We start from the raw sequence: 26,159 nt of genomic DNA, 5'->3' as shown, positions 1-26,159 counted from the left end.
TCACAATCGGGTAGGCCAGTCTTGACGGGTCCACCGTGCTGGTCCACATGTGACAAAATTGTCTGAAGAAGCGCAAAGGATTCAGGCGGTTGTAAAGTGGGCTGGGAATCCAGGTTTCCCGACTGACACGATTTTGTCGATTGAACTCAACACTCGTTCCGGTCAGCTGAATTTTGGTCGCTCGCAATGCCCGGTTGCTGCAGAAAACGTAGGCATCGGACTGAGACACAGCCGACGGACTTCAGCGCGATCCGAACCTGTTAGCCGCACCCCGTCTGCCTTTCCGCGAGCGCGTCAAGATCTTCGAAAGACCCTCCGTCATTTGAAAGCCAAAAAGCTCACCGACGGGTTCCGGAAAGATGCGTGGTTAAAGTTTGCGACAAGCTTCCCCAAATTGCCTGTGATCCGTCGTGCAAACATGCCGAGCCGAATGACAAATGCCTTCTATCGCGGCTTCATCAGCTTTGCCATAAACTCCCATTCCAATGTGTCGATTGCAGCTTTCAGGCGTCCGATGTCGACCGGACGGGGAGACTTCTTCGTACCATATCGCCCGGTTGTTCCTCCGTCAGCATGCCCAAGAAGCGCTCGTTTCACCTCTAGAGGTACTTCCCTGCGATCCATCTCGTCCTTAAAGGCATGACGAAAAGAGTAAAGAGACGTCCTTTCAGAAGGTTCTTTCAACTGCTTGCGAGCGAAGGATGTCCAGTGCGCGGAGAAATAGTTCGATACCATCGATACATTGTCCCTGGAGGGACCGATCGAAGCCCAGAGGGTACTCAGGGAGCTGGATCGTGCGAAGGTCACTAGATCAAGAAGGCCAAGATCTAGCAGCTCATTTCTGATTGGCACAAATCGTTCGCGGGAGTAGGCTTTAATGCTGCGGCTGCCCGCCGTTGTCACGCGAAAACACCAGACTTCGGTGCCTGGGTGTTGGACGATCGTGTCGGGACCAAGTTGCAAAATTTCCGATGAGATGAGCCCATGGCAGCATGAGATGAGCGGCAGCCAAAACTGCAATTCACCTCCTGCCTTCACTGCCTTTGAGCGAGCGCCAGCTGTGAAGACCGGATGCGCGAAGAGGGTATTGATCTCCTCAGTCGTGTAGGATTCGCGCTTGTCCTCGTCTTCAGGGACCTCGATGTAGATACCGCCGTCGATGTCCTTCTCGATCCAACCCTTGGTGGCCGCCAACGAAATTAGCGTTGTGACGAAGCCCACTTTTTTGTTGATGGTCGCAACCTTATAGCGCCCTTCGTCGAAGAGACTGTCGCGAAAGCGGACAATGTGGTGGCGCTCAATCTGACGGATTTGAGCGACGCCAGAGTGGCTTGCAAACCGCGCAACCGTTTTCTGCATATCATTGACGAGATGGGGATCAATCTTCTTCCTAAGCCGTACCCGCTCCCTTTTCCACTCCGCGATGCAGTCAGATAGCGTTCTCGGTGGATTGGACAGGGAAAGCGCTTTGCCCGATGCTGGCATTTTTTCAGTCGGCATCTCCCACGACGCTGCGGATGCTCCGGGCAGAACTCGATTGCATTTCCACGGACCCTCAATCATGTCGGGGTGCGGATATTCAATGGTTTCGCCCGACTCCCTTTTGAAGATTAATTCCAATGCTTCGACCTCCACTCGCAGAGCTGCGGCCATAAACTCTTCGCGATAGGGGTTTGCTATTGGGAGGGGTACTCTGATCACGGAGAGCGTACGTCGCAGTGAAGGCGCTCCTTCGGCATCATATTGCGTAACGGTCATCCCCTTAAGCTTCCGGTGACGATCAATCGCGCTGCGAAGCCTCCTGTCATCAAGCCAAAGCGGCCGTCCTCGTGCCTCCTGCGAGAAATGCTCACCCGTCGCATTGCCGAGACGCTCTTTCAGGTCATCGCGAAGCCACCGCGCCTTCAGATAGTCGATCACCTTCTGCCACTCGGACCAGGTCCAATCTACGGTCGGCAGAAGTGCTGCCTCCAGGCCGGCCCGCCGACGTGCCGCATCGAACTCCTGTTCAATTTGTAGATCGACGGCAGCGGCCCGATGCCGGGCCTCGCCGGGAAGGCGGGTCCGTAGTGATCGCTGTATCCGTGTTCCGGCAAACAGACCGACAAGGTCCTCGGGGACCCGTCGGACATACTGATAGACCCCGTTTCGCTGGGTTACATAGGCAGGCAGAGACACCAATTCGTCGTCCATGTTATGCACAATGTTATGCAGTTCGGCCTGTGTCCAGTCCGAAAAGGCGACAACGTTTAGCGTTTTCAGTGCTTTGCACGAAAAGTGGTAGGCCCGGAGGGACTCGAACCCCCAACCAAGCGGTTATGAGCCGCCGGCTCTAACCATTGAGCTACAGGCCCGTCACAGGTTCAGCCAGGGGCCACGGTGTTGCCGCAAGGGCGGGAAAAGGGCCGTGACCTTGAACTGTGGACCGGGAACCGATAGCCGTTCCTGAGCGAAAATTCCAGAGTAAAGCTGGCGCTGCGCTGGCGGCGAAGGAACCGCGGGCAGCGCGATTGTCGGCGGGGCCTTTTTCGAAGGCTTGGTGGCTCCACTGCCCGCGCGTGCGCTAGAACGGGACGCTTCGGAGCCGCTTTTGAGTGGGTCACCCGACTGGCCAGCTTTCAGCTGCGTCCTCTCAATAGACGATCACGAACATCTCGACTGGCAAGAGTTTGGCGCATGACCCTTGAGAACAAGCACATCGAGACGCGTATGGTGCCGCCCGCCGATGGTCGGGCGATTGGTTCGGGGCAGGCGGCTTCGGTCTCGCCGAACGAGGCTGTCGACGGGCCGGCGCGGCAGTCCTTCGCCCTGTCCTCGCGTTTCGCCGTCGCGCCGATGATCGACTGGACCGATCGTCACTGCCGCTATTTCCACCGCCAGCTCACGTCGCGCGCGAAGCTCTTCACCGAGATGATCGTCGATGAGGCTGTCCTCCACGGCGACCTCGAGCGCCTGCTCGGCTTCGATGACGCCGAGCATCCTGTCGCGCTGCAGCTCGGAGGATCGGACCCGGAAAAGCTTCACCGCGCGACGACGATCGCGCTGGACTTCGGCTATGACGAGATCAACCTCAATGTCGGCTGTCCGTCGGATCGGGTGCAGTCCGGGACCTTCGGCGCCTGCCTGATGCGCGATCCGGCGCTGGTCGGCGCTTGCCTGTCGGCCATGGTCGATGCCGCCAACGGCGTGCCGGTGACGGTGAAGTGTCGGCTTGGCGTCGACGAGCAGGACCCCGGGCCGGCGCTCGACGCATTGGCCGACGAAGCGATCGCCGCCGGCGTCTCGGGGATCTGGGTCCACGCCCGCAAAGCCTGGCTTCAGGGCCTCAGCCCGCGCGAAAACCGCGAGATTCCGCCGCTCGACCATGAGCGCGTGCGCCGGCTGAAGGCGCGGCTCGGCGCGCCGTTCGTCGGTGTGAACGGCGGGTTGAAGACACTCGATCACGCAAGCGCCGTCATGGCTAACGGCGCCGAGGGAGCGCTCGACGGCGTGATGCTCGGCCGGGCCGCCTATCAGACGCCGGATCTCCTGACCGGCGTCGACGCGGCCTTTTATGGCGAGCCGCATTCCTCGTTCGACTATGACCGCCTGATCGAGACGATGGTGGAGTATGCGGCGGGGCATGTCGCCGCCGGCGGCAAGCTCAATCACGTGACGCGCCACATGACCGGTCTGTTCTCCGGCCGTCCGGGCGCGCGGCGCTGGCGCCAGCTTCTTTCGGAGGGAACGACGCGGCCGGGCGCGTCTCCCGATCTCATCCGCGAGGCATTTCGCTTGGTGCGCCTCGAGCCTGCCAGCGCGGCCGCCTGAGACGGGCGGCGCATGATGGGCCGCCGTCAGTAGGCGGATTTCGACCGGAACAGGCTGATCGGCGTCATGGCGAGGATGTACATGTCGAGAAGCAGCGACCAGTTCTCGATGTAGAACAGATCGAATTCGAAGCGCCTGACGAGTTTTTCCGGATCGTCGATCTCGCCGCGCCAGCCATGGATCTGCGCCCAGCCGGTGATGCCGGGCTTGACCTTGTGGCGGCCGAAATAGCCATCGACGATCTCGGTGAAGGTCTCGTCGCGGCTGGATTTTGCATGGATCGCGTGGGGGCGCGGACCGACCAGCGAAAGATCGCCGCGCAGGACGTTGAAGAGCTGCGGCAGCTCGTCGATCGACGTCCGGCGGATGAACGCGCCGACGCGGGTGACGCGCGCGTCCCCCTTCGTTACGATCTGCTTGGCCTCGGGGTCGCTCATGGCGTGATGGAGCGAGCGGAACTTGAAGATCTCGACGGGCTGGTTGTTGAAGCCGTGGCGCTTCTGCCGGAAGATGACGGGGCCGGGGGAATCGAGCTTCACGGCGAGGGCCGCTAGAGCCATCACCGGTGAAAGCACCAGGATCGCCAGCGAGGCAGCGGTGATGTCGAGCGCGCGCTTGGCGATGGCGTCCCAATCGGCGAGTGGCCGGTCGACGACGTCGATCATCGGCACACTGCCGATATAGGAATAGGTGCGCGGTCTGAACTTCATCTCGCCGGCATGGGCCGCGAGGCGAATGTCCAGTGGAAGCACCCAGAGCTGCTTCATCAGAACGAGCAGCCGCTCCTCGGCCGAAAGCGGCAGGGTGACGATGAGCATGTCGATCCGGGTCCGGCGGGCAAACTCCACCAGTTCGGCAATCGTGCCGAGCTTGGGGTAGCCGGCGACGAGAGGCGGCGAGCGGCGATCGTCCCGGTCGTCGAAGATGCCGCAGATGCGGATATCGTTGCCCGGCTGCATTTCGAGCCTGCGGATCAGCGTCTCGGCGTTCTTGCCGCCGCCGACGATCAGTGCCCGTCGCTCCATCCGGCCATTGCGCGCCCAGCGGCGAAGGTTGAGGCCGAGGATCAACCGGGCCGGCACGATGACCGCCAGACTTAAGAAAAACCAGGTGGCGAAGGGAAAGACCGCCAGCGTTCCCGGCGCCAGAAACCCGAGCGCGGCCGCAACGAAACCGATGGCGAGGCCGAGCCCGGCGACGACACGCCAGATCCGGCGGTGCGCCGCGCGCAGGAAGGCCAGTTCGTAGGCATGGGCGGAAGTGATGATCGCCGCTGCGATCAGCGAGCCCGCCAGAGCTGACGAAAGCGGCAGCCATGGGCCGGTTTCGCTCAGTCCCTGCCGCCATTCCCAGGAGAAGGCTCCGGCAGCGAAGACCATGGCCGTCTCGCCGATCCGCCACAGGCTGCAGAGCATTCGCGGGCTGATGAAATCATTGTCGAGATGGGCGAGCGCCTGCTCCGCCTGCTCGTTGAGCTTGACCGGATCGCGAGAGGGTGCCTGCGAGGCTTCCGGCTTGACCATGGGTTCCTGCACGATGGGCCGTGGCGAGTTTTGCTCATTCATCTGCCGCGCGCCGAATCTGATGTCGTTGTGGCTGGATCTTCGGGGCCATGGTCACGGACCTCTTCGACCAAGGCTAAAAGGACGAGACCAGCCCGGCCACATTATCGTGGCAAGCCGCTAAGAAAGCGTTGCGTCGGGTGCCATATGATTTCACTTGCCCGTAGTCGGGTCACAGACGAAGTTCCTCATGGGATCGCGCCGGGTGTGTCGGCTGTCACAGGGTGGCGTTCGAAAAAGATGCGATCGAGCCTCGACCGTATCGAGGCGGCCAAGCCTTCGAACCAGAGTGACTTGCGATGTTTGACAGGATTATCATGACCCGGCTTTGCACCACAGAAAAACGTCGTGGGCACCCTGGAAAGGGCAGCTCGACGCGGCAGGGACGGACCGCGGCCTTGCTCGCCGCCGGCTTTGTGTTCATGGCGCTCGCCTTCCAGCCCGCCGAGGGGTGGGCGCAAACGCTGCCCGGCTGCAAGGCCACCACCCTTCAGGATCCCGTCCGGGAGGTCCTTGATTGCGGCAACGGGCTGATCATCGACAAGGAGGCAGCAGCTGCGCTCGCCAGCCAGGCGCCCCAGCGGTCGCTCGATCTCGATGACCGCGCCATTCTCATCGAGGTCTCGCCGCGCGATTCATTCCAGGTCCTGACACCCCATGCCATCGCGACGGTGCGCGGAACGGTCTTTGCCGTCGATGTCGAGAGCGGAACAAGCTCGGTCTTCGTCGTCGACGGCAAGGTCGAGGTTTCCAGACGCGACGGCTCGAGCGCCGTGCTGCTCGGGCCCGGAGAAGGGGTCGATGTGCGGCCGGGCGAGCCGCTCACCGTGCGCAATTGGCCGCAGCCCAGGGTCGATGCCCTGTTGGCGCGCTTCGGGCGGTAGCGCGGACATGGCAGACGATCCGCCTTCAAGCGCTCTGGGACCTTCAGAAAAATGGCGTTAGCATCGGGCGTTTCCCGTTCGAGCCGGCACCTTGCGCCGGAAAGTCGGCGGTGGTCTGCCAGGCTGCCTTGGCTGCTGACGGTTGCACTCCTCGTCGCAGCGCTCCTGTGGGCCGGCTGGCTTGCAAGGAAGCAGATCGCTGGAGAAGGAAGCCTGCTCGATCGGCTCGAAGTCGCAACGCTCGATTGGCGGCTCCTTGCGGTAGGGCCTTTGTCCGCCCCGAAAACGGTTGCCGTCGTCGCCATCGACGACGCGGCCGTAACGGACGCAGGCGGCTATCCGCTGCCCCGCGAAAGGGTGGCACAACTGGTCGATACGATCGGCCGGAGCGGCGCGAAGGCGATCGCGATCGACATCCTCTTTGCCGGGGGAAGCGAAAAGGATGCCGGCAACGCGGCGCTGTCGAGGGCGCTCGCAACGCTGCCTTCGGTGATCGCGGCGGCCGCGACCTTCGACAAGACCATCTCCAGCGCCGTTCCGATTGCCGAAAGTGTTCTGTCTCCCGCCGAGGTCTTCAAAAAATCCGCCAAGGTCGGGCTCGTCAACGTCTCGGCGGATGCAGGCGGAACGCCGCGGCTGATGCCGATGCTCGTCGTCACCCCTGAGGGGCCGATGCCGTCCATCCTGCTTTCGGCGGCGGGCCTCGGGACGGGGCGCAAGGCAGCCCTCTCGGGAGATGCCGTGCGGCTTGGCGAAACGCGGCGCCCGCTCGACATCGGCTGGTATCTGCCGTTACGCTTCTACGGCCCGTCGACGACGATCGAAACGATCAGCGTGGCGCGGCTTCTGAAAGGCGAAACCGACGCGCGACTGAAAGGCCGGCTGGTTTTTCTCGGCGTGACGGCAACGGCGATCGGCGACAATTTCAATACGCCCTTCGATCCGCAGATGCCGGGCGTCGAGGTGCTGGCGACGGGCGCAGCCAACCTGATCGAGGGAACGGCATTGATCCGCGATGGCGCGGTGCGCCGGATCGACGCGGCGGCCGCGGTCGTCCTCGCTGGCGTGGCAGTCGCGCTGATCGCTTTCGTGCCGCTGCCGGTCGCGCTGTCGCTGGTGGGCGTGGGGCTGCTGGCCTGGCTGGGTGTGACGGTTTTCGCCGTATCGCAAGGCTTCTGGCTCGCCTCGGTCCTGCCGCTCGCCGCTGTTCTGCCGCCAGCGGGGCTCGCGGCGTCCGTGCGGCTCTACCGCGATCGCCGGCTCGCCCGCATGGTGGTGGTGGCCGAGGCGGCGCTTCGCCGCTTCCAGCCGCGGGCGCTCGCCGTCCACATCGCCGAAAATCCGGACTATCTGATGGTGCCGGAAAAGCGGGATCTGCCCGTCCTTTTCGTCGATCTCGCCGGTTTCACCGGCATGAGCGAGCGGCTCGGCGCCGCGCGCACCCGCGACGTCTTGAAAGAATTCCACACTCTCGTCGTCGAGGAGCTGGTGCCGCGCGGCGGCGTGGTGCTGAACTTCATGGGGGACGGGGCGATGGTGGTGTTCGGCCTGCCCGAAGGCGGCAGCGACGATGCCACGAACGCCGTCGTTGCGAGCCTTGCGGTGATCGGCACGGTGCGCCGCTGGATCGCCGAGAAGGGGGCTGAGACGAAGCTCGGCGGCGTGCGGCTCGGCGCCCATTACGGCCCGGTGATCATGTCGCGCCTCGGCCATGACGAGGAACAGCACATCACCGCGACCGGCGACAGCGTCAATGTCGCGAGCCGGCTGATGGAGGTCGCCAAATCCTTCGATGCCAGCATCGCGATCTCCAAGGCGCTTTGGGATGCGGCGGACGTCGCCGGCCTTCAGGAGCCGGACGTCTGGGAGGTCGTGGCGATCCGCGGCCGCGAAGAGGAGATGACGGTCGGTCTCTGGCGCTGAGGAAGGCCTGAGACGAGGCCACAAGGCGGGCGTGACACGTTCGCGGCGACGAAGAAGAAGCGACCGCTCCGTCATCGAAAATTCCTCGCCTTGACCTTGATCGTGTCGAGATGGAGGTCCGGAATGTAGATGTCGCGCGTGCGCATCGCCCGCGGCGGAGCGTCGCGCGGATCGGGCGAGGGCGGGCCGTGATGGAATTCGTCGCCGCGCCCGTGCGGAAGCGGGAAGGCCGCTTCGCGCTCGCCGATCCCGGCAAGGGCCCCGGACAGATCGGTGAGCCTGTGGACGACGAGATGCACGACCTCGCCCTCGCGTTGGATGCGGCCATGGGCCGAGATCATCGACGCCGTCAGGACGATGCGGCGGAATTTTTCGAACATCTTCGGCCAGACGACGAGATTGGCGATGCCGCTCTCGTCCTCCATGGTGATGAACATGACGCCCTTGGCGCTGCCCGGCCGCTGGCGCACCAGGACGAGCCCGGCCGCCTCCAGCCAGCGCCCGTCGCGGCTTTCCATTGCATGGCGGCAAGAAACGATGCGGCGCTTTGCCAAATCCGGCCTGAGGAAGGAGACCGGATGGGCGCGCAGCGACAGGCCGACATGACGATAGTCGCCGACTACCTCGCCACCCGCCGCCAGCTTGCGCAGCTCCACCTTCGGCTCGATCAGTTCGGGCGTCGCCGAGCGAGGCCGCGCCGTTCCGGATGAGTCGGCAGCTTCGGTGTCCGCCGCTTGTTTCGCGGCCGCTTCGCTGGCCGCGGCAAACAGCGGCAGCGGCTCGTCGCGCAGCGCCCTGATCGCCCACAGCGCCTCGCGCCGGGACAGCCCGAGATCGTCCTTGAAGGCGTCCGCCTCGGCGAGCCGGGTGAGGGCGGCGACCGGCACGCCGGCCCGGCGCCAGAGGTCTTCCACCGAGGCGAACGGATCCGCCGCCCGGGCGGCGACGATCGCGGCCGCGTCCCTGTTGGCCAGCCCCTTGACCATGCGAAGGCCGAGCCGGACCGCGAGATGGCCGCTCGCCGCCTTTTGGGCGTCGATCGGTTCTAGGGTGCAGTCCCAGCGCGAATGGGCGACCGAGACGGGGCGGATTTCGACGCCGTGCTCGCGGGCGTCGCGGACGATCTGGGCGGGCGCGTAAAAGCCCATCGGCTGGGCGTTCAGAAGCGCCGCGCAGAAGACGTCCGGGTGCCAGCATTTCAGCCAGGACGAGGCATAGGCGACGAGGGCGAAGGAGGCGGCGTGGCTTTCGGGAAAGCCATAGGAACCGAAACCCTCGAGTTGGCGGAAGGTGCGCTCGGCGAAGTCCTTCTCGTAGCCGTTGGCGACCATGCCGGCGATGAGCTTGTCGCGGAAGGCCGAGACACCGCCGGTGAACTTGAAGGTCGCCATCGACTTGCGCAGCTGGTCCGCCTCGCCCGGCGTGAAGCCGGCGCATTCGATGGCGACGCGCATCGCCTGCTCCTGGAACAGTGGCACGCCGAGGGTCTTGCCGAGCACTTTCTCCAGTTCGGGCTTGGGATAGTCGACCTGCTCCTTGCCCTCGCGGCGGCGGAGATACGGATGCACCATGTCGCCCTGGATCGGCCCCGGCCGTACGATCGCCACCTGCACGACGAGATCGTAATAGGTGGCCGGCTTGAGGCGCGGCAGCATCGACATCTGGGCCCGCGACTCGATCTGGAAGGTGCCGAGCGTGTCCGCCTTGCGGATCATCGCATAGGTCTTCGGATCCTCGGCCGGGATCGTCGCAAGATCGAGGTCGAGGCCCTTGTGTTCCTTCAGGAAATCGAGCCCGCGCTTCATGCAGGAGAGCATGCCCAGCGCCAGCACGTCGACCTTCATGAACTTCAAAGAGTCAATGTCGTCCTTGTCCCATTCGATCACCTGCCGGTCGTCCATCGCCGCCGGCTCGATCGGCACGAGATCGTCGAGCCGGTCCCGGGTCAGGACGAAGCCGCCCGGATGCTGGGAAAGATGGCGCGGAAATCCCCGCAATTGCCCGGCAAGCTCCAGCGTCATCCGCAGCCGCCGGTCGGCGAGGTTAAGGTTCAGCTCCTTCAGATGGTTCTCGTCGACCGGACCTTCGGACCAGCCCCAGACCTGGCGGGAGATCAAGGAAATCAGATCCTCCGGCAGGCCGAGCGCCTTGCCGACGTCGCGCAGCGCGCCCTTGGTTCGGTAGCGGATGACGGTCGAGCAGAGCGCAGCCCGCTCGCGGCCATAGGTCTCGTAGATCCACTGGATGACGATCTCGCGCCGCTCGTGCTCGAAGTCGACGTCGATGTCCGGCGGCTCTCGGCGCTCCTCCGAGACGAAGCGCTCGAACAGGAGGTCGCATCGGGCCGGGTCGATGGCGGTGATGCCGAGGACGTAGCAGACGGCGGAATTGGCCGCCGAGCCACGGCCCTGGCAGAGGATATCCTTCGAGCGGGCGAAGCGGACGATGGAGTTCACCGTCAGGAAATAGGGGGCGTAGTCGAGCCGTTTGATCAGCGACAGCTCGTGGTCGAGGTTCTTCCTGACCGTCTCCGGCACACCGTCAGGGTAGCGGCTTTCCGCGCCTTCCCATGTCAGCTTTTCCAGCGTCTCTTGGGCGGTGAGGGCCGGATCGTCGCGCTCTTCCGGGTATTGATAGGCGATCTCGTCCATTGAGAAGCGGCAGCGCTCAACGATGTCGATGGTCCGGGCCAGCGCGTCCGGGTGGCGGGAGAACAGCCGGTGCATCTCGTCGGGCAGCTTCAGATGCCGGTCGGCATGGCGCTCCCGGCGAAAGCCCAGCTCGTCGATCGTGACGTTGTGGCGGATCGCGGTGACGACGTCCTGGAGGATGCGTCGATCCGGTTCGTGAAAGAGCACGTCGTTGGTGACGACCGGGGCGAGGCCCGCCTCAGCCGCCAGATCGCAAAGCGCGTTGAGCCGAAGCCGGTCGCCGGGACGGCGCAAGAGGGTGAGGGCGAGATAGGCCCGGTCGCCGAAGGTTTCCGCGAGCCGTTCGGCCTGACGCCGGCAATCCTCGTCGGCAGATTGGGCCAGGAGAATGGCGATCAGCCCGGCCTGATGCTCGGCGAGATCGGCCCATTCGAGATGGCAGCCGCCCTTGCCGGCGCGTTTCTTGCCGAGCGAGAGCAGGCGGCAGAGGCGGGAATAGGCGGAAAGCGTCGTCGGATAAACGAGCACGGGCAGGTGGTGGGCAAGGTCGAGCCGGCAACCGACGACGAGCCTGACGCCGGTCGCCTTCGCCGCCTCATGGGCGCGGACCATGCCGGCGAGGGAATTGCGATCGGTGACGGCGAGCGCCTCGATCCCCATCACGGCGGCGGTCGCGAAGAGTTCCTCCGGCGAGGAGGCCCCGCGCAGGAAGCTGAAATGGGTGGTGACCTGCAGCTCGGCATAGGCCGGGCCGGGTCTTTCCTGGCGGCGCATGCGGGCCGCGCCGCTCATCCGAACAGCCCGTGCAGGAACCAGCGCTGGGAGCCCGTCGCCTGATCCTCGCCATTGCCGGCGCGAAAGATCCAGAAGCGCTCGCCATCCTCCGCCTCGATCTTGAAATAGTCGCGCACGGCGGCAAGCTCGGCGTCGCGCTTCCACCATTCGCCGAAGATCCGCTCCGGCCCGTCGGCGGCGCGCACCCGGCGCCGGACGCCGCGCCAGGTGAAGGAGGCGGGCGGATGATCGGGCAGAAGGGCGAGCGTTTCGATGGGTTCGGGTCGCTTCAGCAGGCGGGATGGGCGCGGCCAGTCGAGCCGCCAGCTCTGGCCGGTCTCCGGTGCGAGCGGCGCGATGCGCCTCACCGAGCGTTCCGGGACGTCGCTTTCGACGGGGGCAAGGCGATAGAGCCGGTCCTCGCCGACGCGGTTGGCGATGACGTCGATCAGGCTGGAGACGTCGGGCAGGATCTCCTCGGTGAGGGCGGCGAGCTTTTGATGGGGGGCAAGCGGCTCGGCCGAAGTTGCGACGAGGGTCATCGCCTCGATGCCGTAGCCCGGCGCGATCGTTTCGATCTTGTCGCAGAGAAGACGCGTGAGCCGGCTAACCTCGCGCACCGGCCGCGCGGTCGAAACGCGTACGGCCTCGATCCTGTCGTCCACCCGGCGGCAGAGGAGATCGAGCCGGCGAACGCCGAGACCCTTTTCCTCCAACTCGTCGCAAAGCGTCACCACCAGCTTGCCGACATAGCGGGCGATGGTTTCGGCGGCGCCGATCGGCTCGGCGAAATTGCGTTGCGCCACAACGGTTTCGGGTGCGCGCAACGGCTCGATCGGCTCGCAGCGCCGCCCGGCCGCTTGATCGAGCCGGCGGGTGAGGTCTTCGCCGAAGCGCAGGGCCAGCGGCGCGCGGGGCGTGGCGAAAAGATCGCCGATGGTCGAAAAGCCGAGATCGCGCAGGGCTTCGGCCGTGCTGGAAGAAAGACGCAGGGCCTCGACCGGCAAGGGCTCGAGGATCGCCGTCCCGTGCTTTCGCGGCGCGACGAGGACGGGCTCGGCGCCATGGCGGGCCAAAGCATGGGCGGCGCCCCAACTGTCGGCGACGGCGGCGTGGGCGGTGATTCCGGCGCTCGCAAGGCGACCGACGAGCGTCTTCAGCATCGCCGCTTCGCCGCCATGAAGGTGATCGGCGCCGGTGGAATCGATGACGATGCCGTCCGTCCCGTCGACGGCGACGATCGGCGAAAACCGTTCGAGCGCCCAAAGCGCCAGGCGCTCCAGTGCCTTGGCATCGGCGGCCGGATCGTGCTCCTCGGTCTCGATATCGGCGACCATCGCCGTTGCCGTCGCTGCCGCCGTGCCGACGCGAAGGCCGCCGGCCCGGGCGGCGGCGTCGGCCGCCATCACCACGCGGCGGTTCTTCTCGCGGCCGATCAGCACCAGCGGCAGGTCGACGGGACCCTGGCTGTGCGCCCCGTCATGCACTGGCCCGGCGTTTTTGCCGTTCCACAGGCGGCGCAGCCGATCGGTCGGAAAGGTCGGCAAGAAAAGCGAGACGACCCGTTTCATCGCAGGCCTCCAGTTCGAGATCGACGGTTTGCCCGCCACGAGAGCGGATGAGTTCGACCCGCCAGCGCGACCGCCCGACACCTTGAACCGGCAAGGGCGCGGCGGGCAGAGCGGAGATGCGCCAACGGGTGGCGGCGGCGGTCGGTCGGCCGAAATCCTCGGCCTCTTGCGGCCGCGACCAGCGGCGGACGAGGATGGCGAGCGAGCCGGTCTTCTCGGCTGCAAGGTTCAGCCGCCGCGAGGCGGTCATCGACAGCCGCGCCGTCTCGCCGACGACCACCGCCGGCCCGCCATGGGCAAGCCCTTCCTCCATGCAGGCAAGGACGGTCTTGTCGTCGCGGCCCTCGACATAGATCACCCGGTCCGGCGCAAGGCCGACCTGGGCAAGGGCGGGGGCGAAGAGGTCCGGCCGCGACAGGCACCACAGCACCTTGCCCTTGGTGCGCGCGGCGATGCCCGCGGCAAAGAGCGAGGCGGCCGGGCCGTCGCCGCCATTGCGCCCGCCGCCGGCGATCTCATGCAGGACGCCGCGAGCAAGGCCGCCCTCCGGCAGCCGCTCGTCCAGCGCTTCGACGCCGAAGGCGAGCGCCGATTTCGCGCGTTTCCTGCCGCTCCCGATCGTGTCGATCCGGGCGCGCAGGGACGCGATGTCAGCGATGGGGGCGGATAGGGACGACACGCTCTGGCAGGCCTTGAGAGAAACAATTGTTCCTATTTTGTTCTATAATTTCCGCCCCTGAGTCAAGCGGTCGCATGGCGCGGACCTTGCGCCGGAATGCCACTTTGCACGGTGCCCGGATGGCAAGCCCGTGAGTCTCAAGGCTTCTCGGCGATGGTGGCCCGGCAACACGAAATTGTGTCGAGGCGACATAAGGATGGCCAATCGTGCAAAGGCAAGCTGCCGCCATGTCGATGGAGGAGCTGCGCCGTCGCCAAGGCACGCGAAAGTCGGCCGTCCTATGGGATGGTATCAGCCCCTGTGATAACTATTATCGATCGTGGAAGCGAAAGAGGGTGCGATGGCGAGCAGCGCCAATCTCGGTCAGTCCTTGGAAGACTACGTCACCAGCCTCGTCAAAAGCGGACGCTACAATTCCCGCAGCGAGGTCCTGCGCGAAGGCGTTCGCCTCGTCGAGGAGCGCGAAAAACGTCTCGCTGCGCTCGACGCGGCGCTTGCCAGGGGTATTGCGGATGCCGATGCGGGTCGGGTCAAGCCGATCGAAGAGGTCACTGAACGACTTGCGGCAAAATACCGTGCCATGGCCGACAATGGCAAAAGATGAGGGTCGTCTACACGGCCGAAGCGGAGACCGACCTGGAGGCAATCGCAGACTACATTGCGTCTGATAATCCCAAGCGAGCTTTGAGCTTCGTCTCAGATCTCAGAAAGATCTGCATCGATCTGGCTGCTACGCCTCAGGCATATCCTCGGCTCTTGCGGTATCGAGATTTTGAGGTGAGACGGCGATCTCACGGAAACTATTTGATTTTCTACCGGATCAACGGCGAGCGGATCGAGATCCTTCACATCATCCACGCTGCCCGGGACTATGAAGCCATTCTTTTCCCTGACGATTGAAAATTTCCAGGCAATCAGATCATCCCTCATTCCGGGTTTCTTCCCGGTAGACCCGTCATGCTAAAGCTCGTCCCATGAACAAGCCGCTTCCCATCGCCATTGGCCACAGCGCCTGTCCCCATGACTGCCCGTCGACCTGCGCGCTCGACGTGGAAATTCTGGAGAACGGCCAGATCGGGCGGCTGCGCGGGGCGGCGCAGAACGACTACACGGCGGGGGTGATCTGCGCCAAGGTGGCGCGCTATGCCGAGCGCATCCATCACGCGAAGAGATTGCTGAAACCGCTTCAACGCGTTGGCGAAAAGGGCGGTAGCGAGTGGCGCGAGATCAGCTGGGACGACGCGCTCGACCTGATCGCCGAGCGCTTCGTCGCGGCCGAGCAGAAAGACGGCTCCGAGGCCGTCTGGCCCTATCAATATGCCGGGACCATGGGCCTCGTGCAGCGCGACGGCATCCACCGGCTGCGCCATGCCAAGCGCTATTCGGGCCAGTTCGATTCCATCTGCACCAACATGGCCTGGTCCGGCTGGTTCGCCGGCGCCGGGGCCATGCGCGGATCGGACCCGCGCGAGATCGCAAAATCCGACTGCGTGGTGATCTGGGGCACCAATGCGGTGGCGACGCAGGTCAACGTCATGACCCATGCGGCCAAGGCGAGGAAGGACCGCGGGGCGAAGATCGTCGTCATCGACATCTACGACAATGCGACGATGAAGCAGGCCGATCTCAAGCTGAAGCTTCGGCCCGGCACCGATGCCGCGCTCGCCTGCGCGCTGATGCATGTCGGCTTTCGCGACGGCACGGCGGACCGAGACTATCTTTCCCGCTATACCGACGATCCCCAAGGGCTCGAGGCGCATCTTCAGACGCGCACGCCGGAATGGGCAGCGGCGATCACCGGCCTTTCGGTGGAAGAGATCGAGGCCTTCGCCGCGCTGATCGGCAAGACGCCGCGCACGTTCTTCCGTCTCGGCTACGGCTTCACCCGGCAGAGGAACGGCGTCGTCGCCATGCATGCCGCGATGAGCGTGCCGGCGGTCTACGGCCACTGGCGGCACGAGGGCGGCGGGGCGTTTCATTCCAATTCCGACATCTTCGGCCTCGACAAGTCGGAAATCATGGGCGCTGCCTATCGCGATCCGTCGATCCGCCATCTCGACCAGTCGCGCATCGGCGCGGTCCTGACGGGTGACCGCGAGGCCCTGTCCGGCGGACCGCCGGTGACGGCGATGCTGATCCAGAACACCAATCCGGCCAATGTCTGCCCGGAGCAGCGGCTGGTGCGCCGGGGCCTTGCACGCGACGACCTCTTCGTCGCCGTGCACGAACAGTTCATGACCGACACGGCCAAGCTCGCCGATCTGGTCATCCCCGCGACGATGTTCCTCGAACATGACGACATCTATCGCGGCGGCGGCCAGAACCACATCGTCCTCGGCCCCAAACTCGTTGAGCCGCCGCAGACAGTGCGCACGAACCATTTCGTCGTCGAGGAACTCGCCAAGCGTCTTGGGGTCGCCGACCGGCCGGGCTTCGGCAAGAGCGAGCGCGAGCTGATCGACGGCCTGCTCGAACTGAGCGGCGAGCCGGGCGGATACGAGGCGCTCAAAGCCGGCCGCTGGATCGACAAGCAGCCGGATTTCGCGACGGCGCATTTCCTCAAAGGTTTCGACTGGCCAGACGGCAAGTTCCGGTTCAAGCCGAACTGGCAGGGCTCGATGGCACCGAACCGGCCGCCCGAAAGCCTCGGGCTGCAGGGACCGCACGGCGCATTGCCGGAATTTCCCGACCATGTGGAATTGATCGAGACGACGGACGAGCTGCATCCCTACCGGTTGGCGACTTCGCCCGCGCGGCAATTCCTGAACTCGACCTTCGCTGAAACCGGCGGTTCAAGGCAGAGAGAGGGCGAGCCGGCGCTGATGATCCATCCAGACGATGCGGCGCGCGAGGGCTTTCGGGACGGGGCTGTCGTGACCATCGGCAATGAACGCGGCGAGGTTCGGGTGAAGCTCCAAGTCAGCTATACGGTCAAACCCGGCGTCGTCATTCATGAAGGGCTATGGGCCAACGACGATTTCCTCGACAGCGAGGGGATCAACACCCTCACCGGCGCCGACCCGGTCGCGCCTTTCGGTGGGGCGGCGTTTCATGACAATCGGGTCTGGCTGCGGGGCTAGGGCAGGAGCGCCGGCCGGGAGCGGAGGTCTCGTCTCAGGCTGCAAGCACCATCACGCCCGACCCGAGCGCCATCACCGCCGCACCGCCCATCGCCAGAAAGGACAGCCCCGTGCCGGCCATGCGCTGCCACATGGGCGCGTCGGCTGCGGTGAAGTGCAAGGCGTGGATGAAGCGGCCGACAGTCAGCATGATGCCGAGGGCATGGAGGATCACCGCCGAGGTGCCGAGAAGCGCCGCAAGGGTCATGCAGATCAGCGTGATCGGGATGAACTCGATCGCGTTGGCATGGCCGCGCATCACCCGGATCATCCGCGCATTGCCGCCGTCGCCCATGAACACCTTTTCCTGATTGCGGATCAGACCGGTCTGCACTGCCAACCAGATCAGGATCGCGCCATTCAGGCCCGCATAGATGGCAACGGCGGCGATTCCCAAAGTATTCATTCAAATTCATCCTTCTTTGCGTCGGGACGCATCGCTCCGCGCGCCGCCAACGTAGTATCAGATGAAGAGGGCATGACGAAGCAAGTCCGGGTGGAACGGACCGAGCGTATCGTCATCGCCACCGACGGGGCGGCGATCTTGCCGTTCAGCGTTGTCGAAGGGGCGTGCAGATGATCACTCTCATTATCGGGCTTTGCATTTTTCTTGGCATTCACTCGTTCCGCATCGTCTCCGAAACGGGGCGAGCGAACACGCAGAGGCGGCTCGGAGAGGCGCGGTTCAAGGGCGCCTATTCGCTGCTTTCGATCATCGGTCTCGTCCTTGTCGTCTACGGCTATGGCTGGGGGCGGGAGGGACAGGCCGCCCTCTACGAACCCGTGCCGGGGCTCCGCCATCTGGCACTCATCCTGGTGCCCGCCGCCTTCGTCCTCGTCGCCGCCGCCTATGCGCCGGCGGGCCATATCAAGAAGGCGGTCCGCCACCCCATGGTGCTCGGCACCGCGCTCTGGGCGCTCGGCCATCTCCTTTCCAATGGTGGCATGGCGGACGTGATCCTGTTCGCCGCCTTCTTCGTCTGGGCGGTGCTCGACTATCTCAATTCGCTCGGACGAAACGCGCCCGTTCTCAGCGAGCCGCCGCGCGTCGTCGGCGATGTGGCGGCGATCGCCATCGGGCTCGTTCTCAGCGCCATCTTTGTCGGCGGGCTGCATCTCTGGCTCTTCGGCGTATCGCCGCTCGCCTGATCGCAACGCCAGCCCGCTCTTTCGTCGCCGCAAAAAATCGTTAGAAGACGCTTTGATTTCCATCGCTCCGGCCGTTTTTCGGTCGCCGCGGTGGAAAAGGAGGAAAGCGAGCGTATGAGCGACGACAGTTTTTTCAGGGAAGTCGACGAGGAGATCCGCCACGACAAGGTCAAGGCGGTCTGGACACGATTCGGCGCCTGGCTTCTGGGCGGAGCGATCGCCGTAGTTGCCGTGACGGCGGGCTTCGTCGCCTATGAGCATTACCAGACGAACCAGGCGAACGCCGCCGGAGATCAGTTTGCCGCGGCCATCAAGCTGGCGGCCGACGGCGAAACGGACGCGGCCATCAAGGCGCTGAACGGCATCGTTCAGGAAGGCGTCGGTTCCTATCCGGCGCTGGCACGGCTTTCCATCGCCGGCATCGAAGCGAAGGCGGGCAAGCCGAAAGAGGCGGTCGCGGCCTATGATTCCGTCGCAAACGACTCCGGCGCGCCGACGGGGCTGCGCGACATGGCGGCGATCCGCGCCGCTTATGTCCTGGTCGATTCGGGAACTCTCGACGAGGTGCGCGAGCGGGTCGAGCGGCTGTCCGGCGACAGTGAGCCCTTGCGCTTTCCCGCAAGAGAGGCGATCGCGCTCGCGGCCTGGAAGGCCGGCGATGCCGACACCGCCAAGCCGCTTCTCGAACAGCTGGTGACCGATTCCGGGACACCGCGCGACATCTCCGGCCGTGCGCGCATCCTGCTCGACCTGATCAATTCCGGCGCCACCGGCCCCGATGCCCTGCCGCCTGCCAAGGCTGGCGAAAACGCCGCTTCGGCGCCCGCCGCCAGCGCCGACGATGGGCTTGGTTCCGTCAACCTGCCCGGCCTGCTCGACGGGACGGGCGACGCCAGCACCGAAGGATCGGCAGGCGGAGCGGCCATGCCGACCACGGATCTCGGCGCTTCGTCGGGTTCGGACGCCTCGGGTGCGGGCGCGCCTGACAATTCGGCGACCGGCGATGCTGCGGCCGAGAGCGCCGGCGGAGCGGCCTCACCGGCCGCCTCGGGCGCCAACGACACTGCGCCTTCCGCGGCAGATGCTCCGGCCGGCGCTGCTCCTTCGGGCGCGGCCGACGCACCGCAGACGCAAAATGACGCCGGCTCTGCTATGCCTTCGGATCAAACGCCTGCGACCTCCGGCGGTGACGATGCCGAAACGCGGCAGCCGGCGGCGGATGGCGCAGCGTCCGATGCCGCTTCCCAAACGTCGACAGCGGCGCCGGCAGCGGCGGAGAGCTCCACGACGACGCCGTCTGCCAACGCAGACGCTCCGGCGACCGCGATCGTGCCGGCTTCCCCCTCCGGGGACAGCGAGAGCGGCAACGCCACCACGACCGGCAACTGAGCCGGAGAGCTCGCCACAACGGAAAGGATCACTCCCGACATGGTCACCATCGCCATCATCGGTCGACCGAATGTCGGAAAGTCGACCCTGTTCAACCGCCTCGTCGGCCGTCGGCTGGCGCTCGTCGACGATCGGCCGGGCGTCACGCGCGACCGGCGTGTGGGCGAGGCCCGATTGATGGATCTCACCTTCGATGTCGTCGATACGGCGGGTCTCGAGGTCGCTGCCGCCGAAACGCTCGAAGGTCGCATGCGGGCCCAGACCGAGGCCGCGATAGCCGCCGCCGATGTCTGCCTGTTCATGATCGACGTGAAAGCCGGCCTGACGCCCCAGGACCTCGACTTCGCCGAGCTCCTACGGCGGTCGGCCCGCAAGGTGATCCTAATCGCCAACAAGGCCGAGGCGCGGGGCTCCGACGCGGGGTTCCTCGATGCCTATTCGGTCGGCCTCGGCGAGCCGGTCGCGATCTCCGCCGAGCATGGCGAGGGGATGGGCGACCTGCGTGACGCGATGGTCGGGGCGCTTGGAAGAGGTGCGTTCCGTCCCGAAAAAACATCAAGCCGCCGGCCTCGGGAGGACGACGACGAGCCGGCGCAGGTGGCGACCATCGACGTGCCCGGCGATCTTGCGGGCGACGACGAGGAAATCGAGGCATATGACGCGACCAAGCCGCTTCGGCTGGCGATCGTCGGCCGTCCCAATGCTGGCAAGTCCACCCTGATCAATCGCTTTCTCGGCGAGGACCGTCTCTTGACGGGGCCGGAGGCCGGCATCACGCGGGACTCGATCTCGGTCGAATGGGAGTGGCGCGGCCGAAAGATCAAGGTCTTCGACACCGCCGGCATGCGCCGCAAGGCGCGCGTTCAGGAAAAGCTCGAAAAGCTTTCGGTCGCCGATGGGTTGCGCGCCATCCGTTTCGCCGAGGTCGTGATCATCGTCTTCGACGCGACCATCCCCTTCGAGCGGCAGGATCTGTCGATCGTCGACCTCATCGAGCGCGAGGGTCGGGCGCCGGTGATCGCGTTCAACAAATGGGATCTCATCGAGGACCGGCAGGAACTTCTCGCCGACCTGCGCGAGAAGACCGGTCGGCTTCTGCCGCAGCTGCGCGGTGTCAAGGCGGTCACGGTTTCCGGCGAGACGGGCGAGGGGATCGACCGGCTGATGAAAGCCGTCACGGAGACGCACGAGGTCTGGAACCGGCGAATCAGCACGGCCAAGCTCAATCAATGGCTTGAGCGCGCCGTCGCAAAGCATCCGCCGCCGGCCGTGGCCGGAAGACGGATTAACATCAAGTATATGACGCAGATCAAATCGCGGCCGCCGACCTTCGTTCTGTCGACCGCCCGTCCGGAGGCGCTGAACGCCTCCTATACCCGCTATCTCGTCAACGGAATCCGCGAGCAGTTCGGGTTTTTCGGGGTTCCCATAAGGCTTGCCATGCGCAAGGCACAGAACCCTTACGCTGGGAAAAAGAAACGCTCGTCTTGAAATGACCAAATTTCGTTAACCATTAGACAAGGTTAATGGGGGATGTATCGAGTGCATCTGTAGGAAATTTTTAACACGCAAGCGGGGGCTTGATGGGGGCTGAGGGGCGAGCGGCGCATGGCCGCAAGCAACGTCGCGGCTATCAAACGGCACGGCGAGCGGCGTACATCGTCGTGACAGGGGTGTTGCTCGTGGGGATGGGCGCCACCAAAATCGATCATCAGGACATGACGCGGCTGGTCGCCGGCGCGGATGTCGCCAAGCGGACGCACGCCTTTCTGGTGCCGAACGCATTCGGGCAGATGTCGGCGGTCGACCTTGCCTACTCGCCCGAAGAGGGCGCCCGGATGACGGCGGCGCGTGAGGCCGCGGCAAAGATGGCGCGGCGCATGGCGCTGGTGGCCGAAGGTGACGAGCCGCGCATCCGGCGGGCCGGCAAGACCGGCCGCGTCGCCGGTGCCGTCGGTGACCGTTCGCGCTTTGGCCTTGCGGCAGGTTCGGTCTTCGAGGGCAAGGCGTTTCTGGCGTCTGCCGGCGCCTCCGATAAAGCCGGGATCCGGACCGCTTTTGCGAAACTGAATCCGACGACCCGTGACGCCGTGGCGCTCGCCACCCGCTTCCAGCTCATGGGGCCGCCGAAATTTGAAAAGTCGAAGGACGGCGCGAAGGGCGGCGACAGCAAGGTGCTCCTCGCGTCCTTGCGGCCATCCGAGGACACGGGTGCTCTTGGCTATGCTCCGGCGGACGGCGGCGCCAGCAGCCGGGCCTCCTCCCTGTTCGAGCGGGTCCTGAAGGACCAGCCGGAGGCCTTCATTCCGCCGATCGACGACAAGGATCACGCCTGGGCCGCAACGCCGCTACCGAAGGCTGCCTACAGCAAATCCGAACAGACCTGTCTTGCCAACGGCATCTATTTCGAGGCTCGCGGCGAGTCCTCTCAGGGTCAGGCAGCAGTCGCCCAGGTCATTCTCAACCGGGTGCGTAACCCGGCCTACCCGAATACCATCTGCGGCGTCGTCTACCAGAACAAGAACTGGCGCAACCGCTGCCAGTTTTCCTTCGCCTGCGACGGGCACAAGGATCGTATCCGTGACGGCAGCTCCTACGCCGAGGCCGAGGACATCGCCGAAAAGGTCACCACCGGCAAGATCTGGATCGCCGACGTTGGCTCGGCGACGCATTACCACGCCACCTATGTGAAGCCTCGCTGGGCGCGCGCAATGCAGCGCGTCGACAAGATCGGCCGCCACATCTTCTACCGGACCTATAACGGCGGCTGGTGAGGCGATCCTCACCGTCGATCCGCATGGCCATTGGGGCCGGTCGTCGCTCTGGCTGACGGCCGGCCCTTGGTTTTTTCCGCCGGGCCGCTTCCCACCATGACATGCGATGGTCTAAGCCTGCGCGCGATTGATGTATTTGGAGCGCGTCGTCGTCATGAGCCAGGATTCCAAACGCCTTCTCGAAATTCTCACCGCCCAGCCGGTCGTTCCGGTGGTCGCGGTGGACGATGCCAAGGTCGGCGTCGAGCTTGCCCGCGCGCTCGCCGCCGGCGGGATTCGATCCATCGAAGTCACGTTGCGCACGCCCGCAGCGATCGAGGCCATTCGCGCAATCGTCGCGGAAGTGCCCGATATGGTTTGCGGCGCCGGCACGATCCTGACGCCGAAGCAGTTCGAGGCGGCGGAGAAGGCCGGGGCGCAGTTCATCGTCTCTCCCGGGGCGACGGTGGAGGTCCTCGACGCCGCCCGCGGCAGCGATGTGCCATTGCTGCCGGGATCGGCGACGCCGAGCGAGATGATGGCGATGCTGCAGGAGGGCTACGAGGTCCTCAAGTTCTTTCCGGCCGAGCAGATCGGCGGTGCCGCTTTCTTGAAGTCCATCGCTCCCGTCATCCCGCAATTGAAGTTCTGTCCGACCGGCGGTGTTTCGATGAAGAATGTCAGCGACTATCTCGGGCTTCCCAACGTTCTTTGTGTCGGCGGTTCCTGGCTCGCGCCGAAGGACAAGGTCGCGTCCGGTGACTGGGCCGCCATCACCGCTCTCGCGCAAGAGGCGGCAGGGTTGCAGCAACAGCCGTGATCGCCCGAGAGGCGTGGTGCGTGGAGCGTGCCATGCCGCCGGCTTCCCCGGCTCAGTCAGGCGATTGCCCCGGTCGGGCGGCGTAATCCCAGGGAAGGCTGGCAACGTTTTCCAGGGTCCGATGCGCCGCACCAAATTCGCCGAAGATCGGATGAGGGTCGACGCATGAGTGCGGTGGGCCGCAATCAAGACTGTTGAGTTGGGAAACAAGAGCCGTCACTCGGCCTGATCGATCCTAAATATTTCCTGGCAAACTATCTCTGCCGTTTCGCCTGAAATCTTTCGGAAACGAGGTGATGCTGATCAGTTCGCGCATCGGTCAATCACCGTAAGAATCGCGATTATCCGTTGAACGGACCTATTCGGCCGACACATTTTTCGCTGATATATCCTGCCATGCTCACTTGTATGAGCGCTCTGCATTTTACACCGCATCTCGATCACTGCAAGTTGAACCCTTCGAAGCCGCGTCGGGTGTTGGCCGCTGATATTTCGTGATTCTCGCCATGGTTCGGGAGTAATATTATATCAGGAGTTGTAATATCCGCGGCAGGTTGAGTACAGACCGATAATAAGTCTATGAATTACTCGTGATGGCGCGACTTTGCAATTTACCTGGAAAAGTATATCCTTCTTATTATCAAGCGTTTAACGAAGAGACGCTAGATATGGCTGTCTCGCTGACCATGGTGTGTCTCAGATCTTGAAACCCGTTGCCCCATCCTTTACGGCAGGCACCCGACCAGGGCAGAGCGGTAAGGACGACGAGAGGGTCTGGCTCGATCAGCTGGATCTCGTCCTCAGTCTGGCGCCGTTCACGATTCTGACGGGCTCATCCGTCGCCCTCATCGTCTCCATCTTCTTCTGGGACTGGGCGAATGTGGTTTACCTGGCCGGTTTGCAGGCGATCGATATCGGCCTCCTGCTGCTCACCTCGTCGGGTTGGCTCGTGTGGAGGCGCGCGCGAAAACAGTCGCGCCCGATCCCGGTTCGAGCCGTCCGCGCGCGCTTGATCTGCCTTGCCGCGATGGCTGGCGTCATCCTGGCTTCGATTCCGGTCGCGCTTTTCGCCGGCGCCGATGCCGATGGCCGCCTGCTGATCGCCTGCACCTGTGCGGGGCTGATCGCGATCGGCATATCGATCGGCTTCGTGCCGGCGGCAGGTCTTGCCTATTCGGTTCCGATCATGATCGGTTCGTTCATCGCGCTCGCGATGACCGGGGAGAGTTTCTACATATTCGTCGCGCTGCTTCTCGCGATCTATTCGGCCTTCATCATTGCGACGATCGTCAAGGTAGGTCGGCTGGTCGGGCTGCGGACGCGGGTGCAGATCGATCTCGACCGCCAGCGCGAAGTGAGCGACCTTCTCCTCAACGATTTCGAGAAAAACGCGAGTGACTGGCTTTGGGAGACCGATGCGGCTGGCAGGATCCAACATCCCTCGAACCGGTTCGTCGACGTCGCCCAGAAATCACGATGCTACCTCGACAAGCTGCCGCTAACCGTGCTGCTCGCCCGGACCGACGAGGAATCCTCGCCGCAGATGGATCGGCTGTTCGCCGCCCTGGCCGCTCGCCGCCCGTTTCACCGGCTGCGTGTCCCGGTTCGAATTGCCGCCGAAAAACGATGGTGGTGCCTGACCGGCAAGCCGATCTACAACGATGACGGCGTCTTCGCCGGCTTTCGCGGGGTCGGTTCCGACGTCACCCTCGAACATGAATACATCGCTCGCCTCGACTACCTTGCCAACCACGACGTCCTGACGAACCTCCTGAACCGTCGAGGATTCGAGACGACGATCCTGTCTGACGCAACGGTGAACGGCGAAACGAAGCCGGGCGCGGACTATGCGGTCATGTGCCTGGATCTCGATCGCTTCAAGCAGGTCAACGACACCTTCGGCCATGGCGTCGGTGACGAATTGCTGCAGGAGATCGGAACGCGTCTCCTTGCCCTGTCCGGCCCGGACGTCGTCGTTTCGCGTTTTTCGGGTGACGAATTCGCCATTTTCCATCGCGCGGCCGATCTTCAGAAACATATTGATCTCGCAAAACGCGTGGTGGCAATCCTGGAAGAGCCGTTTCACCTCGACTGTCTGGACATTGAGGTCGGCACGAGCATCGGCATTGCTCTTTCCAGTGATGGCGGAACCTTCGGCGAGGTTTTGCGCAAGGCCGATGCGGCGCTTTACCGGATGAAGGAAACCGGCGGCGCGGGTTATATTCTGTACGACCCGTCGATGGATGAGCGGAAGGCCGAGCGGGCGGCCCTGATGGGAGACCTGCGCGGGGGCCTTGAGCGCGAGGAATTCCGGCTGGACTACCAGCCGTTTGTCTCCGCGGCATCCGGCGCGATCGTCGGCTTCGAGGCGTTGATGCGCTGGACGCATCCGGTTCATGGCAATGTTCCGCCATCCGAATTCATTGCTCTTGCCGAAGAGACGGGGACGATCGTCGCGCTGGGTGAATGGGGCTTGAGAACCGCCTGCCGTTTCGCTGCGACATGGCCGGACCGATCCCTGTCGATCGCGGTCAATGTTTCCACGGTCCAGATCAGGCACTCGAACCTCGTCGAAGTGGTCAAGCAGGCCCTTGCCGAATCCGGCCTCGAAGTCTCCAGGCTGGAACTTGAAATCACCGAGACGGCATTCCTCGCCGCCACCTGCGAAAGCCGGGAGGTTCTCGACAAGCTGGTGGAACTGGGCGTCCGTCTTGTGCTCGATGACTTTGGAACCGGTTATTCGAGCCTCAGCTATCTGCGCCAGTTTCCGCTAGACAAACTCAAGATCGATCGAAGTTTCACCGCCGATCTTCCTGGCAGCCAGACGGATGTCAGCATTGTCAGGACGATCGTCGAACTCGGCCGGCACCTCGGCATGACGACGATCGCCGAAGGCGTGGAAAGCCCCGCCCAGGGCGATTGCCTACGCCGGATCGGCTGCGAGGAATTCCAGGGTTATCTGTTCGGGCGACCGGCCAGCGCGGCGCAAACGCTGGACCTGCTGGAAAAGGCTTCCAGGCAGGGTTCGTCTGCCATCGTCTGAGTGAGGCACGATCGAGCAGCTCCAATGGAATC

Annotated in this window: 18 protein-coding genes and 1 tRNA gene; 12 read left to right on the top strand and 7 right to left on the bottom strand. The window is 64.3% G+C overall.

All coding sequences use genetic code 11. The annotated features are described in order from the left end of the window. Window positions 1–444 precede the first annotated feature (444 nt). On the bottom strand, window positions 445–2,193 hold the full coding sequence (locus J6595_RS18455; RefSeq protein WP_209596480.1) for a DUF6538 domain-containing protein: 1,749 nt from the start codon (window positions 2,191–2,193) through the stop codon (window positions 445–447). Window positions 2,194–2,278: 85 nt separating this feature from the next. Next, window positions 2,279–2,354: transfer RNA gene (locus J6595_RS18450), tRNA-Ile, on the bottom strand. Window positions 2,355–2,676: 322 nt separating this feature from the next. On the opposite strand from J6595_RS18450, the gene dusA reads away from it, so the two are divergent. Beyond that, window positions 2,677–3,810: a tRNA dihydrouridine(20/20a) synthase DusA gene (gene dusA / locus J6595_RS18445; RefSeq protein ID WP_280891395.1), complete on the top strand. Its 1,134-nt coding sequence runs from the start codon at window positions 2,677–2,679 to the stop codon at window positions 3,808–3,810. Window positions 3,811–3,836: 26 nt separating this feature from the next. On the opposite strand, the gene J6595_RS18440 is transcribed toward dusA, so the two are convergent. Continuing rightward, window positions 3,837–5,375 (bottom strand): undecaprenyl-phosphate glucose phosphotransferase, encoded by a 1,539-nt coding sequence (locus tag J6595_RS18440; protein WP_425342177.1) that lies wholly within the window; start codon window positions 5,373–5,375, stop codon window positions 3,837–3,839. 395 nt (window positions 5,376–5,770) lie between these two features. Here J6595_RS18440 and J6595_RS18435 point away from each other — a divergent pair, with 395 nt between their 5' ends. Beyond that, window positions 5,771–6,256 carry a FecR domain-containing protein gene (locus J6595_RS18435; RefSeq protein WP_245198805.1) on the top strand — a complete coding sequence of 162 codons (486 nt, stop codon included), beginning with the start codon at window positions 5,771–5,773 and terminating at the stop codon, window positions 6,254–6,256. A gap of 51 nt (window positions 6,257–6,307) precedes the next feature. Continuing rightward, window positions 6,308–8,179: a CHASE2 domain-containing protein gene (locus tag J6595_RS18430; RefSeq protein WP_209596476.1), complete on the top strand. Its 1,872-nt coding sequence runs from the start codon at window positions 6,308–6,310 to the stop codon at window positions 8,177–8,179. Window positions 8,180–8,250: 71 nt separating this feature from the next. Here J6595_RS18430 and J6595_RS18425 read toward each other — a convergent pair whose 3' ends face one another. The 3 genes from J6595_RS18425 to J6595_RS18415 are packed head-to-tail and all read right to left on the bottom strand — an operon-like array spanning window position 8,251 to window position 13,854. Further along, a complete protein-coding gene (locus J6595_RS18425) occupies window positions 8,251–11,622 on the bottom strand; it encodes an error-prone DNA polymerase (protein ID WP_245198802.1) in 3,372 nt (1,123 codons plus the stop codon). Further along, window positions 11,619–13,175, bottom strand: a complete 1,557-nt coding sequence (locus tag J6595_RS18420; protein ID WP_209596474.1) for a Y-family DNA polymerase — start codon at window positions 13,173–13,175, stop codon at window positions 11,619–11,621. Before J6595_RS18420 ends, J6595_RS18425 begins: the two co-directional genes overlap by 4 nt. Next, entirely contained in the window at window positions 13,084–13,854 is a 771-nt protein-coding gene (locus J6595_RS18415; protein ID WP_209596473.1) for an ImuA family protein, read from the bottom strand. Before J6595_RS18415 ends, J6595_RS18420 begins: the two co-directional genes overlap by 92 nt. Window positions 13,855–14,194: 340 nt before the next feature. Between J6595_RS18415 and J6595_RS18410 the strand changes: the two genes are divergently transcribed. The 3 genes from J6595_RS18410 (at window position 14,195) to J6595_RS18400 (ending at window position 16,934) form a co-directional block, all read left to right on the top strand. After that, window positions 14,195–14,458 carry a type II toxin-antitoxin system ParD family antitoxin gene (locus tag J6595_RS18410; protein ID WP_209596472.1) on the top strand — a complete coding sequence of 88 codons (264 nt, stop codon included), beginning with the start codon at window positions 14,195–14,197 and terminating at the stop codon, window positions 14,456–14,458. Beyond that, window positions 14,455–14,754, top strand: coding sequence for a type II toxin-antitoxin system RelE/ParE family toxin (locus tag J6595_RS18405; protein WP_209596471.1), 300 nt, complete (start codon window positions 14,455–14,457; stop codon window positions 14,752–14,754). The genes J6595_RS18410 and J6595_RS18405 overlap by 4 nt, the downstream gene beginning before the upstream one ends. 74 nt (window positions 14,755–14,828) lie before the next feature. Continuing rightward, window positions 14,829–16,934, top strand: a complete 2,106-nt coding sequence (locus J6595_RS18400) for a molybdopterin oxidoreductase family protein (RefSeq protein ID WP_209596470.1) — start codon at window positions 14,829–14,831, stop codon at window positions 16,932–16,934. A 34-nt stretch (window positions 16,935–16,968) separates the two neighbouring features. Here J6595_RS18400 and J6595_RS18395 read toward each other — a convergent pair whose 3' ends face one another. Further along, window positions 16,969–17,379, bottom strand: coding sequence for an MAPEG family protein (locus J6595_RS18395; protein ID WP_209596469.1), 411 nt, complete (start codon window positions 17,377–17,379; stop codon window positions 16,969–16,971). A 170-nt stretch (window positions 17,380–17,549) separates the two neighbouring features. On the opposite strand from J6595_RS18395, the gene J6595_RS18390 reads away from it, so the two are divergent. The 6 genes from J6595_RS18390 (at window position 17,550) to J6595_RS18365 (ending at window position 26,127) form a co-directional block, all read left to right on the top strand. Beyond that, window positions 17,550–18,122 (top strand): NnrU family protein, encoded by a 573-nt coding sequence (locus J6595_RS18390; RefSeq protein WP_209596468.1) that lies wholly within the window; start codon window positions 17,550–17,552, stop codon window positions 18,120–18,122. Between the two features lie 114 nt (window positions 18,123–18,236). Beyond that, window positions 18,237–19,511, top strand: a complete 1,275-nt coding sequence (locus tag J6595_RS18385) for a tetratricopeptide repeat protein (RefSeq protein ID WP_209596467.1) — start codon at window positions 18,237–18,239, stop codon at window positions 19,509–19,511. A gap of 39 nt (window positions 19,512–19,550) precedes the next feature. Next, window positions 19,551–21,002 (top strand): ribosome biogenesis GTPase Der, encoded by a 1,452-nt coding sequence (gene der, locus J6595_RS18380; RefSeq protein WP_209596466.1) that lies wholly within the window; start codon window positions 19,551–19,553, stop codon window positions 21,000–21,002. Between the two features lie 197 nt (window positions 21,003–21,199). Next, window positions 21,200–22,285, top strand: a complete 1,086-nt coding sequence (locus J6595_RS18375; protein ID WP_209596464.1) for a cell wall hydrolase — start codon at window positions 21,200–21,202, stop codon at window positions 22,283–22,285. Between the two features lie 154 nt (window positions 22,286–22,439). Continuing rightward, on the top strand, window positions 22,440–23,084 hold the full coding sequence (locus tag J6595_RS18370) for a 2-dehydro-3-deoxy-phosphogluconate aldolase (RefSeq protein WP_209596462.1): 645 nt from the start codon (window positions 22,440–22,442) through the stop codon (window positions 23,082–23,084). A gap of 703 nt (window positions 23,085–23,787) precedes the next feature. Beyond that, entirely contained in the window at window positions 23,788–26,127 is a 2,340-nt protein-coding gene (locus tag J6595_RS18365; protein WP_209596460.1) for a putative bifunctional diguanylate cyclase/phosphodiesterase, read from the top strand. The last annotated feature ends 32 nt before the right edge of the window (window positions 26,128–26,159 follow it).

It is taken from the genome of Jiella mangrovi (assembly GCF_017815135.1).
GTDB lineage: Bacteria > Pseudomonadota > Alphaproteobacteria > Rhizobiales > Rhizobiaceae > Jiella > Jiella mangrovi.
The sequence above is the reverse complement of the archived record's forward strand: the minus strand, read 5'-3'. Positions and strand labels throughout refer to the sequence as shown.